This window comes from Ectopseudomonas composti, assembly GCF_900115475.1.
Lineage (GTDB): Bacteria > Pseudomonadota > Gammaproteobacteria > Pseudomonadales > Pseudomonadaceae > Aquipseudomonas > Aquipseudomonas composti.
Genome location: NZ_FOWP01000019.1, coordinates 45235 through 60965, shown reverse-complemented (window position 1 = coordinate 60965; position 15731 = coordinate 45235). Strand labels below are relative to the sequence as shown.

The 15731-nt window shown below is 65.4% G+C and carries 14 protein-coding genes and 1 riboswitch; of the genes, 8 read left to right on the top strand and 6 right to left on the bottom strand.

The genetic code is table 11. The annotated features are described in order from the left end of the window. Position 1 precedes the first annotated feature (1 nt). From pcaG to pcaQ, 3 genes are all read right to left on the bottom strand, one after another. Complete coding sequence (gene pcaG, locus BM059_RS24035) at positions 2-610, bottom strand: protocatechuate 3,4-dioxygenase subunit alpha (RefSeq protein WP_074941616.1); 609 nt, start codon at positions 608-610, stop codon at positions 2-4. A gap of 12 nt (positions 611-622) precedes the next feature. Then, on the bottom strand, positions 623-1342 hold the full coding sequence (gene pcaH, locus BM059_RS24030; protein ID WP_037000630.1) for a protocatechuate 3,4-dioxygenase subunit beta: 720 nt from the start codon (positions 1340-1342) through the stop codon (positions 623-625). A 127-nt stretch (positions 1343-1469) separates the two neighbouring features. Then, positions 1470-2402, bottom strand: a complete 933-nt coding sequence (pcaQ, locus tag BM059_RS24025; protein WP_074941615.1) for a pca operon transcription factor PcaQ — start codon at positions 2400-2402, stop codon at positions 1470-1472. Between the two features lie 147 nt (positions 2403-2549). Between pcaQ and BM059_RS24020 the strand changes: the two genes are divergently transcribed. The 8 genes from BM059_RS24020 (at position 2550) to BM059_RS23985 (ending at position 13507) form a co-directional block, all read left to right on the top strand. After that, positions 2550-3323 (top strand): sulfite exporter TauE/SafE family protein, encoded by a 774-nt coding sequence (locus BM059_RS24020; protein WP_074941614.1) that lies wholly within the window; start codon positions 2550-2552, stop codon positions 3321-3323. Positions 3324-3485: 162 nt separating this feature from the next. After that, positions 3486-3728, top strand: a complete 243-nt coding sequence (locus BM059_RS24015) for an exodeoxyribonuclease VII small subunit (protein WP_037000671.1) — start codon at positions 3486-3488, stop codon at positions 3726-3728. Beyond that, entirely contained in the window at positions 3725-4612 is an 888-nt protein-coding gene (locus BM059_RS24010; protein WP_074941613.1) for a polyprenyl synthetase family protein, read from the top strand. Before BM059_RS24015 ends, BM059_RS24010 begins: the two co-directional genes overlap by 4 nt. Before the next feature lie 7 nt (positions 4613-4619). Continuing rightward, a complete protein-coding gene (locus tag BM059_RS24005; RefSeq protein ID WP_074941612.1) occupies positions 4620-4928 on the top strand; it encodes a DUF2388 domain-containing protein in 309 nt (102 codons plus the stop codon). Positions 4929-5048: 120 nt separating this feature from the next. Then, positions 5049-8321 carry a carboxyl transferase domain-containing protein gene (locus tag BM059_RS24000; protein WP_074941611.1) on the top strand — a complete coding sequence of 1091 codons (3273 nt, stop codon included), beginning with the start codon at positions 5049-5051 and terminating at the stop codon, positions 8319-8321. Positions 8322-8327: 6 nt separating this feature from the next. Continuing rightward, on the top strand, positions 8328-9278 hold the full coding sequence (locus BM059_RS23995) for an alpha/beta fold hydrolase (RefSeq protein ID WP_074941610.1): 951 nt from the start codon (positions 8328-8330) through the stop codon (positions 9276-9278). A gap of 82 nt (positions 9279-9360) precedes the next feature. Further along, a complete protein-coding gene (gene dxs / locus BM059_RS23990; RefSeq protein ID WP_074941609.1) occupies positions 9361-11256 on the top strand; it encodes a 1-deoxy-D-xylulose-5-phosphate synthase in 1896 nt (631 codons plus the stop codon). A 72-nt stretch (positions 11257-11328) separates the two neighbouring features. Next, positions 11329-11534: riboswitch (cobalamin riboswitch) on the top strand. Positions 11535-11620: 86 nt separating this feature from the next. Beyond that, entirely contained in the window at positions 11621-13507 is a 1887-nt protein-coding gene (locus BM059_RS23985) for a TonB-dependent receptor domain-containing protein (RefSeq protein ID WP_074941608.1), read from the top strand. 75 nt (positions 13508-13582) lie between these two features. On the opposite strand, the gene BM059_RS23980 is transcribed toward BM059_RS23985, so the two are convergent. Genes BM059_RS23980 through ribA form a run of 3 tightly spaced genes read right to left on the bottom strand, consistent with a single transcriptional unit; the run spans position 13583 to position 15407 of the window. Further along, positions 13583-14377 (bottom strand): cobalamin-binding protein, encoded by a 795-nt coding sequence (locus BM059_RS23980; RefSeq protein WP_074941607.1) that lies wholly within the window; start codon positions 14375-14377, stop codon positions 13583-13585. Then, positions 14377-14790, bottom strand: coding sequence for a hypothetical protein (locus BM059_RS23975; protein WP_037000685.1), 414 nt, complete (start codon positions 14788-14790; stop codon positions 14377-14379). Before BM059_RS23975 ends, BM059_RS23980 begins: the two co-directional genes overlap by 1 nt. Beyond that, the gene (ribA, locus tag BM059_RS23970; RefSeq protein WP_037000686.1) at positions 14787-15407 is read right to left on the bottom strand and encodes a GTP cyclohydrolase II; all 621 of its coding nucleotides are present in this window, start codon (positions 15405-15407) and stop codon (positions 14787-14789) included. Before ribA ends, BM059_RS23975 begins: the two co-directional genes overlap by 4 nt. Positions 15408-15731: the final 324 nt, after the last annotated feature.

Here is a 15731-nt window from a genome sequence, read left to right as displayed (position 1 = left end):
GTCAGAAGTCAAAAAACACTGTCTCGCCGTCCCCCTGGATACGGATGTCAAAACGGTAGGCCGGCTTGCCGTCCACTTCGCAGCGCTTGGCGATCAATGTCTCGCGGCGCTGCGGCTGCTCGATCAGGTTGAGCACCGGATCCTTGGCGTTGGCTTCGGCCTCGTCCTCGAAATACAAACGAGTATTGAGGTGGATATTGATGCCACGGGCGAACAGCGCGACGTTGATATGCGGCGCCATCGGCACACCCGCGGCGTTGTTCACCACGCCCGGTTTGACCGTGTAGGTGAACCACTCGCTGCCGGCATCGAAGGTGGTAGCGGTACGGCCAAAGCCATTGAATGGCTTGTCCTGGTTGTAGTCCTCGTCGTAGCAGCCCTGGTGATCGGCCTGCCACAGTTCAAGGAAGGCGTCGCGCACCAGGTGGCCGTTGCCGTCGTAGACATGGCCGACCAGCACGATGTGCTCGCCCGGCGCCTCGGGTCTGGCCATCTGGTTCCAGATTTCCTGCTCGCGCGTCGGGTTGCCGGCGGCGGCCAGAGCCAGGCCGATATGGACGTAGGGGCCGGCGGTTTGCGAAGGGGTTTCCGGCAGCAGTTCAACAGGCATGGTCATCCCTCCTTACTTGTTCTCGAAATGGGTTTGGCGTTGGCCGCGCAGCACGATGTCGAAGCGGTAGGCCAGGCAATCCATCGGATTGGCCGTACTCATATCCAGCTTGGCGATCAGCGTCTGCACGGCGTCCGGGTTGGCGATCGCCTTGACGATCGGGCACAACGGGATCAGCGGGTCACCCTCGAAGTACAGCTGGGTGATCAGGCGCGTGGAGATCGATGGGCCGTTGAGCGAAAAGTGGATATGCGCCGGGCGCCAGTCGTTGGGGTTGTTGCGCCACGGATAGGGGCCGGGCTTGATGGTGCGGAAGATGTAGCGGCCTTCGCTGTCGGTCAGCGCACGGCCAACACCACCGAAGTTGGCATCGAGCGGCGCCAGGTAGCGGTCGTTCTTGTGGCGATAACGGCCACCGGCATTGGCCTGCCACATTTCCACCAGGGTATGTGGGATAGGCTTGCCGTACTGGTCCATGACCCGGCCGGAGACGATGATGCGCTCGCCGATGGGCAGGCCACCGTTATTGAAGTTGAGCAGCAGATCATTGTCGTGCTCGGCGAACTTCAGGTGCGAGAAGTCCGGGCCGGTGGTCTCGGAAATCGACTGCGGAATGCTCACCAGCGCCTGGCGCGGCGAACGGGCGATGGAGGTCTTGTAGTCGGGGGTGAAAGCTTTCGGATGCCAGTTGCGGTCGCGAATGACAAAGCGACGGTTGTCCTCGGCAGGCATGGTGCACTCCTGTTGTGGGTATTGTGGAGTCGTGCAGGGGGCATGTTCCCCCTGCAGGTTGGCGCAGTCTCGGCCAATGCGCTGCAGCTGAAAATTGAAAAGAATCCGGCCGCCCATAACTAAATGGTTATGGAAAATCCCCTTCACGATAAGCCTGCGCCACCTCGCGCAGCACATCGCAGAAGCGCTCACCTGCCAGCGACAAGCCAAGGGCACTGTTACGGCAGATACCCACCGAGCCGCCTGGCTCACGCACCGGCAACTGCAGCTCGGCCAGCTCGCCGCGCCGCACGTCCAGGCATACCGAGTCCTGCGGGGCGACCCACAGCGCGTCGCTACACAGCACGTAACGTCGACTCAAGGCCGGCGACAGGGTTTCCAGACGCTGCCGCGAAGGCGTCACCCCACATTGCACGAACAGGCTGTCGGCATGCTTGCGGATGGTGGTGCCGGTCGTCGGCAATACCAATGGGTAATCACCCAACCGCCCCAGCGCGTCGTCACCGGCGGCCAGCAACGGATGCTCCGGACGCACCACCAGGGTCATCGACTCGCTATACAGGTGTTCGAAGGTCAGGCCTTGGATATCCGGGCTGTCGGTCATGCGGCCGATCACCAGGTCCAGCTCACCGACGCGCAACTGACCCAGCAGATAGGCGCCAGGCCCGGTGGCCACGCTGACGACCAGCGCCGCATGACGCTGATGCAGGCGCCCGACCACCTCGGGAATCAGCAGGCTCTCGACGGTAGACAGCACGCCGACCCGCACCTGCCCGGCCTCGTGTTCGCCGTCGCGCAGGCTGTTCACGCCATCGCGTAGCGCCTGCACGCAAGGCCCGGCATAGCGCATGAAGGCCACCCCGGCAGCAGTCAGGCTCACCCCGCTCTTGCCTCGCTCGAACAGACTGGCCTCGAGGATTTCCTCCAGCTCCTTGAGCGTCTTGGAGATCGCCGGCTGGCTGACCGCCATCGCATCGGCCGCCTTGGCGAAACTGCGCTGGCGGGCGATTTCGAGAAAGCACAGCAAGTGGCGGAATTTGATTCGGGTGTCGATGTTCATCGGGGGCACCAAGGACGGATGCCTGCGATGATGCCGCAAAGCATTTGCGCGGCACAGACAGCAATTGGCCGGTTCGCCACTTTGGTAGCACTTGGCTGACCGAAAGGTCAGCTCTTATGCTGCACTCTTTTTGTGCGAGCCTGCCCGATGACCCTGTTCGACCTGCTGCTGTTGGCCCTCGCCGGTTTCGCCGCTGGAGGCATGAATGCCCTGGCCGGCGGCGGCACCTTCTTCTCCTTCCCTGCCCTGCTCGCTGCCGGTTTGCCGCCGGTGACGGCCAATGCCACCAACGCCGTGGCGCTGTGGCCGGCCAGCTTGGCTGGCGCCTGGGCTGCGCGTGCCTCGCTGCGACCGCTGGGGCGTTATCTGATCCCGCTGCTGCTGGCCGGTCTGGCCGGCGGCCTGCTCGGCGGCCTGTTGCTGCTGGCAGGCGGCGACGATGTGTTCCGTGTTCTTATCCCCTGGCTGCTACTGGCCGCCACCAGCCTGTTCGCTGCCAGCCCCTGGCTGGGTCGCTGGCTGGCGGAGCGGCGCAAGAACAAGGCATCCGCACATCCGCCGCATACACCGATGTCGCTGGGCGCGCATATCGGTGTGTCGATCTATGGCGGTTACTTCGGCGCCGGCATGGGCATCCTGCAGCTCGCCGCGTTCTCCATCGAAGGCCACCCGCTGGCCCGCGCCAACGCGCTGAAGAACCTGATCTCGGCGGTGATCTACAGCATCGCCACGCTGACATTCGTCATCGCCGGGCGGGTCAGTTGGTACGAGCTGGCCATCCTGCTCACTGGCGCCACCATCGGCGGTTATGCTGGCGGCGCATTGGGCGAAAAACTGCCGCCGGCGCTGCTGCGCAGCTTCGTCATCCTGGTCGGCAGCACAATGACCCTTTACTACTTCTGGAGCACCTATCTGGGATAGGCCGTAGGGTGTGCCGTGCGCACCATCGCGGTCTTGTTGGTGCGCGCAGCGCACCCTACGCAGAGCCCAATCCCGATGCATATTCTCGGGCCCGCTGATTTGCCCGTCTGGCGCGGCTCTGCTAGTGTCGCGCCCGTTTCTAGCTTCCCGAGACTCGCCGCCATGGCCCGCAAGAAAGCCGCCCCCGACTTCGAACACTCCCTCGCCGAGTTGCAGACTCTGGTCGAGCGCATGGAGAGCGGCGAGCTGTCGCTGGAAGACTCCCTGACTGCCTTCGAGCAGGGCATCGGCCTGACCCGTGAGTGCCAAGCCGCCCTGGCCCAGGCCGAGCAGAAGGTGCAGATCCTGCTCGAACGCGATGGTGAGTTGCAGCCAGCGCCCTTTGACACGGACGAGTCGGCATGATCGCGGCGTACCAGAAGCGCTGCCAGACTCGCGTCGACACCGCTCTGGAGGAGCTGTTCAAAGCGCCCCTTACAGAACTCGAACGCCTCTACCAGGCCATGCGCTACAGCGTCATGAATGGCGGCAAGCGCGTGCGCCCGCTGCTGGTCTACGCCGCCTGCGAAACCCTTGAAGGTGATCTCGAACGTGCTGACGGCGCCGCCTGCGCGGTAGAGCTGATCCATGCCTATTCGCTGGTGCATGATGACCTGCCGGCGATGGACGACGACGACCTGCGCCGCGGCCAGCCGACCACGCACAAGGCCTTCGACGAAGCCAGTGCCATCCTCGCCGGTGATGCCTTACAGAGCCTCGCCTTCGGTGTGCTGGCAGACCGCCGCCGCAATCCGCAGGATGCCGAGACGCGCCTGCAGATGATCGAACTGCTGAGCCAGGCCGCAGGCCCCGCCGGTATGGTTGGCGGCCAGGCCATCGACCTTGGGTCGGTTGGCTTGCAACTCGACCAGCAAGCGTTGGAAGTCATGCACCGGCACAAGACTGGCGCACTGATCGAAGCCAGCGTGGCGCTCGGCGCCCTGGCCAGCGGGAATACCGACGAACTGGCGCGCAAGGCCCTGCTGCAATATGCCCGCGCCATCGGCCTGGCCTTCCAGGTGCAGGACGACATCCTCGACGTGGAAAGCGACACCGCCACCCTGGGCAAAACCCAGGGCAAGGACGAAGCCCACGACAAGCCCACCTACCCCGCCCTGCTCGGCCTCGACGCCGCCAAGGACTACGCCCTGGAGCTACGTGACCAGGCCCTGCACGTGCTGCGCCCGTTTGGCAACAGCGCCGAACCGCTGCGCGAGCTGGCGCGCTATATCGTCGAACGCCGCAGCTGAGCGACGCATGAGGCGAGCCCTTGCCCTGTTCGTCCTGCTCAGCGCTGGCCAGGCCTGGGCCATGGAAGGGCAAGGTAACTCCAGCGACCACTTCACCGTGGGCAGCAGCCTCGGCACCGCCGGCACCAGCGCCTCTACCAGCAATGCGCTGCGACCCTACGAAAAAGCCCGTGAGGATGCCCTGGCCTACGTCGCCTCGGCGGGCGACATTCGTGGCGCACGGCTGGAAAGCGCGTTGCATCATTACCGCAGCCACCATCCATATTCCGCTGTCAGCGATATGCAGTTGGCGCTGTCCATCGCCACATTGCACTGACCCGAGTCGCTCGCGCCATCACTCCAATCTATGTCGGCATGATCGCCACATGAGGCTTGCTTTACCCCTCCAGCCAGTTACCTAAGATGGCTCCATAACGACAAGACGTCCGGAGCCGCCATGCCCTTCCCCGCCCTGCTGATCGCCAACCGTGGCGAGATCGCCATTCGCATCGCCCAGGCCTGTGCTGATCTCGGCATCCGCTCGGTGGCGGTGTTCGCCGAGGACGACGAAGCCTGCCTGCATACACGCAAGGCGGATCTGGCCGTGGCGCTGGTCGGTCGCGGTGTCGCGGCCTATCTGGACATGGATCAGCTCATTAGCATCGCCCGTGAACAAGGCTGCACGGCCATCCATCCTGGCTACGGTTTTCTCGCCGAGAACGCCGAATTCGCCCGCCGTTGCCAGGAGGCTGGGCTGACCTTCGTCGGCCCGACGCCGGAGACGCTACAGCTGTTCGGCGACAAAGCCGCCGCTCGTGATCTCGCCGAGCGCTGCGAGTTACCGCTGGTGCCCGGTATCAATCGTCCAGTGACGCTGGAGCAGGCCGCCGCCTTCCTCGCCGAACACCGCAGCGTGATGCTCAAGGCCCTGGCCGGTGGCGGCGGGCGCGGCATGCGTGCGGTGGACGAGCCGGCGCAACTGGCGGAGGCTTTCGCCCGTTGCGCCTCCGAGGCCCTGGGCGCCTTCGGTAGTGGCGCGCTGTATGTGGAGAAACGCGTACGCCGCGCCCGGCATATCGAAGTGCAGGTGCTCGGCGACGGCAACGGCGCGGTCAGCCACCTGTGGGAGCGCGACTGCAGCCTGCAACGCCGCCACCAGAAGCTGGTGGAGATCGCCCCCAGCCCCGATCTGGATGCGGCCACCCGTGACGCGATCATCGCCAGCGCCCTGCGCCTGGCGGCCGAGGTGCAATATCGCGGCATCGGCACCTTCGAATTCCTCCTCGACCTCGACCAGCCGGGGCGCTTCTATTTCATGGAGGCCAACCCGCGCGTGCAGGTGGAGCACACCGTCACTGAGCAGGTCACCGGCGTCGATCTGCTGCACACACAACTGCACCTGGCCGCCGGCAAAAGCCTGGCCGAGCTGAACCTGCTCACCCCTCCCGCGACCAACGGCTATGCCGTGCAGGTGCGCCTGAATCTGGAAACCCTGCTCGCCGATGGCAGCGCCCGCCCGGCCAGTGGCGTGCTCGCCGCCTATCAACCGCCCTCCGGCCCGGGCCTGCGTGTGGATGGCTGCGGCTACGCCGGCTACGCCGTCAGCCCGGCCTACGATTCGTTGATCGCCAAGCTGATCGCCAGCGCCAGCGACTACCCCAGCGCCCTGCGCCGTGCCTACCGGGGGCTGTGCGAGTTTCGCCTCGACGGCGTGGCGAGCAATCTGCACCTGCTGCAAAACCTGCTGCACTGCGAGGCGGTGATCGCCAACCGGGTCGATACCACCTACGTCGAACGCCATCTGAGCGAGTTGCTGGCGGCGCGCGAGCAGGCCCATCCGCACCGTTACTTCGCCACCGATGCTTCGCTGCACAGCACCAAGGCCAGCGTCGACGCCCCGCCCGGCACCCTGGCCCTGCATGCGCCCAGTGCCGGTGTGCTGGTCAGCCTGGAGGTCGCCGAGGGCGATGCCGTAGCCACCGGCCAGACCATCGCCGTGCTGGAAGCGATGAAGATGGAGTTCGAGGTCAAAGCCGAGCACAGCGGCATCGTCCGCGCGCTGGCCGTTGCGCCCGGTGACGCCATCGGCGAGGGCCAGGCGCTGGCGTTCCTTGAGCCGGCCGAGGTGAACGGCCTCGACGCTCACGGCGAGCAGGCGGTCGACCTGGCGCATATCCGCGCCGATCTGGCCGAAGTGCTGGAACGCCATGCCCGCTTGACCGATGCGCGCCGCCCCGAAGCCGTGGCCAAGCGCCGTAAGACCGGCCAGCGCACGGTGCGGGAAAACCTCGCGGACTTGCTCGATGCAGACAGCTTTATCGAATACGGTGCCATGGCCCTGGCCGCCCAACGCCGTCGACGTTCGCCCGAGGAGTTGCTGGAACTGAGCCCGGCCGATGGCCTGGTCGCCGGTATCGGTACGGTAAACGCCGCGAGCTTCGGTGCCGAGGCTGCACGCTGCATGGCCATCGCCTACGACTACACGGTCTTCGCCGGCACCCAGGGCGTGATGAACCACAAGAAGACCGACCGCATGCTGGCCCTGGCCGAGCAATGGCGCCTGCCGGTGGTACTGTTCGCCGAGGGTGGCGGCGGTCGGCCGGGGGATACCGACTTCGTCGGCGTGGCCGGGCTGGACTGCCACACCTTTGTCGCCATGGCCAAACTCTCCGGCCTGGTGCCGACGGTGGGCGTGGTCTCCGGTCGCTGCTTCGCCGGCAACGCCGCACTGCTCGGCTGTTGCGACGTGATCATCGCCACCCGCAATGCCAGCATCGGTATGGCCGGCCCGGCGATGATCGAAGGTGGCGGTCTGGGTAGTTTCACCCCCGAGCAGGTCGGCCCAACCAGCGTACAAGGCCCCAACGGGGTGATCGATGTGCTGGTGGAAGACGAAGCCGCAGCGGTCGCCGTGGCCAAGCAGTACCTGGGCTATTTCCAGGGCCCGGTGAGCGACTGGCAGTGCAGCGATACCCGCGAGCTGCGCCATGTGATCCCGGAAAAACGCCTGCGCGTGTATGACATCTGCAAAGTAATCGAGCTGCTGGCCGATCACGACAGTGTGCTGGAACTGCGCCGCCAGTTCGCCCCCGGTCTGGTCACCGCGCTGATCCGTATCGAGGGCAAGCCGTTCGGGCTGATCGCCAACAACCCCGCGCACCTGGGCGGCGCCATCGATGCCGTGGCCGGCGACAAGGCCGCGCGCTTCCTGCAATTGTGCGAGGCGCATGATCTGCCCATCGTTTCGCTGTGCGACACCCCCGGCTTCATGGTCGGCCCGCAAGCCGAGCAGCAGGCCACGGTGCGCCATGTCTCGCGCCTGTTCGTCACCGCCGCCAGCCTCACGGTGCCGTTCTTCACCCTGGTGCTGCGCAAGGGCTACGGCCTCGGCGCCCAGGCCATGGCGGCCGGCAGCTTCCATTCGCCGCTGTTCACCGCCGCCTGGCCCAGTGGCGAGTTCGGCGCCATGGGCCTGGAAGGCGCGGTACGCCTGGGCTTCGCCAAGGAACTGGCAGCCCAGCCGGACGAGGCCACGCGCCAGGCGCTGTTCGACAAGCTGGTGGCCAAGGCCTACGACAACGGCAAGGCGCTGAACATGGCCAGCTATCTTGAGATCGACGCAGTCATCGATCCGGCCGACAGCCGCGCCTGGCTGCTGCGCGGCCTCAATGCAGCGCCGCGTCCGCCCCGACGCGACGGCAAGAAACGTCCCTTCATCGACACCTGGTAAACACCCATGCACATCGATCACCGCCTGCTCGCCGTCAACGGCATCGAACTCAGCCTGTACAGCGCCGGCCCCGAGCACGGCAAGCCGGTGTGGCTGCTACATGGCTTTCCCGAGTGCTGGTACGCCTGGCATCCGCAGATCGAGGCGCTGGCCGCCGCCGGCTACCGCGTGTTCGCCCCGGAGATGCGCGGCTACGGCGCCAGCAGCGCGCCGGCCGACCCAGCGGCTTATGACCTACTCACCCTGTGCGGCGATATCCAGGCGGCGATGGACATGCTCGGCCAGCGCCAGGTGGCGGTGGTCGGTCATGACTGGGGCGCGCCGGTGGCCTGGCACCTGGCACTGCTGGAGCCCGAGCAGGTCAAGGCGCTCGGCGCACTGTCGGTGCCCTTCGGCGGCCGGCCGAAACGTCCGGCCATCGAAATGATGCGCGAAGCCTACTCCGGGCGTTTCCACTACATCCTGTATTTCCAGCAACCGGGGCTGGCCGAAGCCGAGCTGGACGACGACATCGCCCGCAGCCTGCGTCTGCTGCTTGGCGGCCTCGGCGACGCCCTGCTGGCGACGGACAAACCGGCCGAGGCGCGGCTGTTCGATGGCATGCCGGATGACCTGCCACTGCCGGCCTGGTGCAGCGAGGCGATGTTCGCCCACTACCTGCGCACCTTCGAGCGCCACGGTTTTCGCGGCGCGCTGAACTGGTACCGCAACTTCGAGCGCAACTGGCAGCGCACCGAGCATCTGGCCGGGCTGCAGGTGATGCAGCCAACGCTGTTCCTGCTTGGCGAGAACGACCCGGTCGGACGCTTCGAGGCGCCGACACTCAAGCGCATGGGCGACAAGGTGCCGCACCTGGAACACCACGACCTACCCGACGCCGGCCACTGGCTGCAGGCCGAATGCGGCGTGCGGGTCAGTGCCCTGCTGCTGGACTTTCTCGCACGAAACTACCGGTAACCGCGAAATGGACAGCAGATTGGGCTGTTTTCCTGGCATCAGGTAAACTGCCGCATCTTTTACACCTATAACGATTCGCCTGATGCCGACCACTTTCCACGAGATCCCCCGCGAGCGCCCGTTGACGCCGCTGCTCGACAGCGCCAACACGCCCGACGAACTGCGCCGCCTGGCCGAAGCGGACCTGGAAACCCTCGCTGACGAACTGCGCCAATACCTGCTCTACAGCGTTGGCCAGAGCGGCGGGCACTTCGGTGCCGGCCTCGGCGTGATCGAGCTGACCATCGCCCTGCACTACGTCTTCGACACCCCCGATGACCGCCTGGTGTGGGACGTCGGCCACCAGGCCTACCCGCACAAGATCCTCACCGGTCGTCGCGAGCGCATGGGCAGCCTGCGCCAGAAGGACGGCCTGGCCGCCTTCCCGCGCCGCAGCGAGAGTGAATACGACACCTTCGGCGTCGGCCACTCCAGCACCAGCATCAGCGCAGCACTGGGCATGGCCATCGCCGCCCGTCTGAAAGGCGAGAAGCGCAAGAGCGTGGCGGTGATCGGCGACGGCGCACTGACCGCCGGCATGGCCTTCGAAGCGCTCAACCACGCCACCGACGTCGGCGCCAACATGTTGGTGATCCTCAACGACAACGACATGTCGATCTCCAAGAATGTCGGCGGCCTGTCCAACTACCTGGCCAAGATCATCTCCAGCCGCACCTACGCCAGCATGCGCGAGGGCAGCAAGAAGATCCTCTCGCGCCTGCCCGGCGCCTGGGAAATCGCTCGCAAGGTCGAGGAGCACGCCAAGGGCATGCTGGTGCCCGGCACCCTGTTCGAGGAGCTGGGCTGGAACTACGTCGGCCCCATCGACGGCCACGACCTACCCACCCTGCTGGCCACATTGCGCAATATGCGCGATCTGGACGGCCCGCAGTTCCTGCATGTGGTGACCAAGAAGGGCAAGGGCTTCGCCCCGGCCGAGGTCGACCCGATCGGCTACCACGCCATCACCAAGCTGGAGCCGGTAACGCCTGTGGCTGCACCCAAGAAGCCCAGCGGCCCGAAATACTCCAACGTGTTCGGCCAGTGGCTGTGCGACATGGCCGAGCAGGACACGCGCCTGGTCGGCATCACCCCGGCGATGAAGGAAGGCTCGGACCTGGTGGATTTCAGCGAGCGCTTCCCCGAGCGCTACTTCGACGTCGCCATTGCCGAGCAGCACGCCGTGACCCTGGCCGCCGGCATGGCCTGCGAAGGCGCCAAACCGGTGGTGGCGATCTACTCCACCTTCCTCCAGCGCGCCTATGACCAACTGATCCACGACGTGGCCGTGCAGCACCTCGATGTGCTGTTCGCCATCGACCGTGCCGGCCTGGTCGGCGAAGACGGCCCGACCCACGCCGGCAGCTTCGACCTGTCCTACCTGCGTTGCATTCCCGGCATGCTGGTGATGACCCCGAGCGACGAGAACGAGCTGCGCCGCATGCTCACCACCGGCCACCTGTTCGACGGCCCGGCCGCCGTGCGCTACCCGCGCGGCACCGGCCCCAACGCGCCGCTCGATGCTGGCCTGGAGCCGCTGGAGATCGGCAAGGCAGTGGTGCGCCGCCAAGGCAAGGGCGTCGCCCTGCTGGCTTTCGGCGTGCAACTGGCCGAGGCCCTGCGCGTCGGTGAAACTCTGGACGCCACGGTGGTCAACATGCGCTTCGTCAAACCGCTGGACGAAGCCCTGCTGCGCGAACTGGCAAGCAGCCACGCGCTGCTGGTGACCATCGAGGAAAACAGCATCATGGGCGGCGCCGGCAGCGCGGTCAGCGAATTTTTCGCCGCCGAGAACCGCCAGGTGCCAATGCTGCACCTCGGCCTGCCCGACTACTACGTCGAGCACGCCAAACCCACCCAGATGCTCGCCGAATGCGGCCTCGACGAAGCCGGTATCGAACGCGCGGTTCGTGAGCGCCTGAGTCTGCTACAGGCCTGAGCATGAAGCCCGCTCATCGCTAAATGAGCGGCGCTTGCTTGTGATTCATATGCGCGCGCACTAAGGTGCGCGCCATTAATGTTCCGCCAGGGTGCGCTGCGCAAGCAGTGTTAAACGGGAAGTCGGTGCGCTCGAAGCGAGCAATCCCGACGCTGCCCCCGCAACGGTAATCGACTGCACGCGCTGAGCGTGCGCCACGTCCAACAGCCACTGGGCCCTGCCTGGGAAGGCGGACGCGGGTCGAGAGCCCGGAGACCGGCCAAGGCGGTGCGACTGGTGTTGCGGAGGGCAGCACGGTCAAGCGTCGCCCTGCGCGCTTGCTCCTGCCCTCCTCGAAAGTCTGCCGACCTTTGAGGAAACAATAATGAAACTGTCCCGTCTGGCCCTGGCCATCGCCGTCATGCCAGGTCTTTCGCTGGCTGCCGAACCTTACGTGGCCGAGCCGCTGGTCGTCACCTCCGGACGCCTGGCCGAACCGCAAGCGCAAGCTACCGCGGCTACCACGGTGTTCGAACGGGACGACATCGAACGTCTGCAGGTCAGCAGCGTGCCCGACCTGCTCAGCCGCGTGCCCGGTGTGTCTATCGTGCAGAACGGCGGTCGCGGCAGCCTCACCAGCCTGTTACTACGTGGCGCCAATGCCAACCAGACCCTGGTGCTGGTAGATGGCGTACGTCTGAATGCTGCCGCCAGCGGCCTGGCCCGTCTGGAATTTCTCAGCCCCGATCAGATCGAGCGTATCGAGGTCGTGCGCGGCGCCCGCTCGGCGCTTTACGGCTCCGATGCTATTGGCGGGGTGGTCCAGATCTTCACCCGGCGCGGCGAGGATGGCCTGCAGCCGCGCCTACGCCTGGCCGCCGGTAGCCAACAGACCTTCGAGCGTAGCCTAGGCCTGTCTGGCGGTGACCAGCGCACCCGATTCGACCTCGGCGCAAGCCTAGTCGAACGCGCCGGATTCGACCGCTCCCAAGATGGTCGTGGTTACGACAACGACCACGATGGCATACGCCGTAAGGCCTTCAACCTAAGCCTTGAGCATCACTTCAGCGACCGTCTCAAGGGAGGCCTGAGCCTCCTCGAGCAACGTGGTGAGAGTGAGTACGACGACCTGTTCAGCTTCGATCCGGGCAACCCCAGCGAACGCTTCAGCGTCTCCAGCATCGCCGGACATCTCGAGGCGCAACTCGCCGACGGCTGGAGCAGCCGCCTGGAGCTTGGTCATAGCGAGGACAAGAGCGAAAACCGCGACCCACTGAATGCCGACAACAACTACGTCTACAACACGTACCGCGACAGCGCCGGCTGGATCAACACCCTGCGACTAGGCGATGCTCACCAGTTGCTGCTCGGCCTCGATTGGTACGAGGACCGCCTTGGCAGCGACAGCGACTTCAGCCGCAGCGAACGCTGGAACCGGGCAGCTTTCGTCCAACACCGCTATCGTGGCAACGGTTTCGCCACCGAGCTGGGCTTGCGCCACGACGACAACCAGCAGTTCGGCAGTGAGAACACCTGGAATGCTGCGCTGAGTCTGGACCTGGCCGAGCGCCTGGAGCTAGTGCTGAGCTATGGCGAGGGCTTCCATGCGCCGACCTTCAACGACCTCTACTTCCCGACCAGTTCGTTCTATGGCGGTAACCCGGATCTTGCCCCGGAGCGCTCGAAGACCTACGAGGCGCAACTGCGCGGTGATCACATGGATACGCGCTGGAGCCTGTCGGCCTACCGTACCGAGGTTGAGGACCTGATCACCGTGGTCAGCGACCCGGTGACCTTCTTCAGCACGCCCATGAACGTCAACAAGGCGCGCCTGCAGGGCCTGGAATTGAGTGTCGAACGCGAACTGCTGGGCTGGCAGGCGACCCTCGGCGCCAGCCTACTCGACCCGCGTGACCGCAATAGCGGCCATGTCCTGCCGCGCCGCGCCAAACGCAGCCTGAGCCTAGACCTGGATCGTCAGTTCGGCGCATTCGCCGCCGGCATGACCTGGCAGGCGCTCTCCGGCCGCTACGATGATGCCGCCAACAACCGCGAGATCGCCGGCTACGGCCTGCTGGGCGCACGCGTTAGCTGGCAGATGGACGAGGAACTGCTTTGGCAGGTCAAGGTCGACAACCTGCTGGACAAGGACTATTCCCAGGCCCTTTACAGCCGACCGGATGATCCGTTCTTCAGCAGCGTGAGTTATTACGGCTACCGCGAGGAAGGCCGCAGCGCCCTGCTCTCGCTGACCTGGACGCCCCAACTCTGATGCCGGTGCGTCCTAGTGGCCGTATCGCGGAGGGTATCGCGACGCCGCCCAAGTCGCGCGTAACGCCCCACCCGGCTATCGCGCAGCCTTCATCAGCTCACAGAGCTGTTCGATAGCCCCCAACATCTGCCGGCTAGGCCGTTCCAAGCCCTTGTTCGGCACCGCCCAGACCTGGCCCGTACGTACTGCATGCAACTGCGGCCAGGCTTGCCAGGCGCTCAGTTCGGCATTGCTGCCGCCGAGAATCACGTCCGGGTCACGCGCCAGCACCGCTTCGACACTGACCTGCGGTGCCGGCTGCCGCAGATCTTCGAACAGGTTGCGCGCGCCGCACACCTGCAAGGCATCGCCGATCAGCTGCTCGCCACCGATGGTGTAAAGCGGTTGATGCCAGATCTGATAAAACACCGTCAGCGGCTGCTCACGCCGATAGCGCTGACGCAGCGCCTCCAGATCAGCCCAAAACTCGGCTGCCAGCCGCTCGCCCTGCTCTGCCCGGCCAATTCGCTGACCAATGCGCACGAAGGCCTCGCCCATCTGATCGAGGCGCTGCGGCTGGACGATCAACAGGTCGATGCCGAAACGCTGCAACTGCGCCTGTTGCGCCGGCGGCACGCTACCGGGCGCGATAAGGATCAGATCCGGCGCCAGCTGCAACAGGCGCTCGAACTCCAGTTGGCCATAACGACCGACAGTAGGCAGATGCGCCAGCGCGGCGGGACGCTCATCCCCTTCGAGCACACCGACCAACAGGTCGGCCGCATCCAGGTCGAGCATGATTTCGCTGAGTGAAGGTGCCAGACTGATTACCCGCTCGGCGGCTGGCAGCGGTAGCGCCAGCAGGCAGAGCACGAACAGCAGCGTGCGCATCAGCCCAACTGGCGGGGTATGCGGTAGAGGCTGTGCAGCACGATGGACGATAGCGCCAGCAATACCAGCGGGATCGCCTCAAGGCCGGCGAGGACTGCCAACGCAGCAATCCACGCAGGCAGCGCAGCACCGAGCAAGGCGCGCAGACGTACACGATCCAGCTCCAGCCAGGCCGCAGGTTCATCGTCGCTGTCGAGTGCTTTTTCGGTGGCGATCAGCGCGCGCTTGTAGGCGGAGAATAACGGCAGGCTGACGAACATCGAGGCCAGGCCGGCGATGAACAGCGGCATGGTCAGCACCGTGGTGCCGCCACCGCCGAACAGCAGGTTGAACACGAGCAACGGCGCCAGCGCCACACCCAGCTGGCGCCACCAGGCCAGCGCCAGGCGACGCTTTACCTGGCCTCGGGTCACAGGCTTTCCTCGGTCTCGCCCTGATGCTGGTTGCCCAACATATGGCCGAGCTTGCCGGCCTTGGTGGCGAGGTAGCGCTTGTTGTAGGGGTTGTGCGCAATCTGCAGCGGCACACGATGGTCCACAACGATGCCCATGTCGCCCAGGGCTTTTACCTTGCGCGGGTTATTGGTCATCAGCTGGAGGCTCTTGATACCCAGGTGTTCGAGCATGGGCAGGCAGATCGCGTAATCACGCTGGTCGGCGCCGAAACCCAGACGCTCGTTGGCTTCCACGGTATCGGCACCGCCGTCCTGCAGTTCGTAGGCGCGGATCTTGTTCAACAGGCCAATGCCACGGCCCTCCTGACGCAGGTACAGCAGCACGCCACGGCCTTCGTTGGCGATGGCCTGAAGCGCGGCCTGCAGCTGCGCACCACAGTCGCAACGCAGGCTGAACAAGGCGTCGCCGGTCAGGCATTCGGAGTGCAGGCGCCCAAGCACCGGGGCACCGTCGGCGACGTTGCCGAAGGTCAGGGCGACGTGTTCCTTGCCGGTGGCCTCATCGAGGAAGCCATGCATGATGAACACGCCGAAGGGCGTGGGCAGTTGGGAGGCGGCGACGAACACGACGGACACCGGATACTCCTAGCAATGAGTACGAAACAGGGCCGGCATTGTATCAGCAGCCCCCACTGGCGGGTCAGTCAGAATTGCCGATCATCAGTATCGAAACGGTCAATGAGCACGATCAGAATTAGTTCAAAGTCTCTCGGGCTAGAGCAATGCAAGGCAGAAGTAGGCGAGGAAGCGGAGTCTACCGATTGTAAATGAGCAGTACTCGCCTCGCTCGCCCCTCTGGGGCCGCGCTGAAGCACGTTGGCCGCAAACGGCCTCCGACCGGGCTGGCGCTCCAGCCTGCTTCTAACGCGGCAGTGCCGACGCGCAGCAGACTTTGGGCTG

Coding starts and splice junctions, on each gene's coding strand:
- pcaG (WP_074941616.1), bottom strand. CDS start 610: ATGCCTGTTGAACTGCTGCCGGAAACCCCTTCGCAAACCGCCGGCCCC.
- pcaH (WP_037000630.1), bottom strand. CDS start 1,342: ATGCCTGCCGAGGACAACCGTCGCTTTGTCATTCGCGACCGCAACTGG.
- pcaQ (WP_074941615.1), bottom strand. CDS start 2,402: ATGAACATCGACACCCGAATCAAATTCCGCCACTTGCTGTGCTTTCTC.
- BM059_RS24020 (WP_074941614.1), top strand. CDS start 2,550: ATGACCCTGTTCGACCTGCTGCTGTTGGCCCTCGCCGGTTTCGCCGCT.
- BM059_RS24015 (WP_037000671.1), top strand. CDS start 3,486: ATGGCCCGCAAGAAAGCCGCCCCCGACTTCGAACACTCCCTCGCCGAG.
- BM059_RS24010 (WP_074941613.1), top strand. CDS start 3,725: ATGATCGCGGCGTACCAGAAGCGCTGCCAGACTCGCGTCGACACCGCT.
- BM059_RS24005 (WP_074941612.1), top strand. CDS start 4,620: ATGAGGCGAGCCCTTGCCCTGTTCGTCCTGCTCAGCGCTGGCCAGGCC.
- BM059_RS24000 (WP_074941611.1), top strand. CDS start 5,049: ATGCCCTTCCCCGCCCTGCTGATCGCCAACCGTGGCGAGATCGCCATT.
- BM059_RS23995 (WP_074941610.1), top strand. CDS start 8,328: ATGCACATCGATCACCGCCTGCTCGCCGTCAACGGCATCGAACTCAGC.
- dxs (WP_074941609.1), top strand. CDS start 9,361: ATGCCGACCACTTTCCACGAGATCCCCCGCGAGCGCCCGTTGACGCCG.
- BM059_RS23985 (WP_074941608.1), top strand. CDS start 11,621: ATGAAACTGTCCCGTCTGGCCCTGGCCATCGCCGTCATGCCAGGTCTT.
- BM059_RS23980 (WP_074941607.1), bottom strand. CDS start 14,377: ATGCGCACGCTGCTGTTCGTGCTCTGCCTGCTGGCGCTACCGCTGCCA.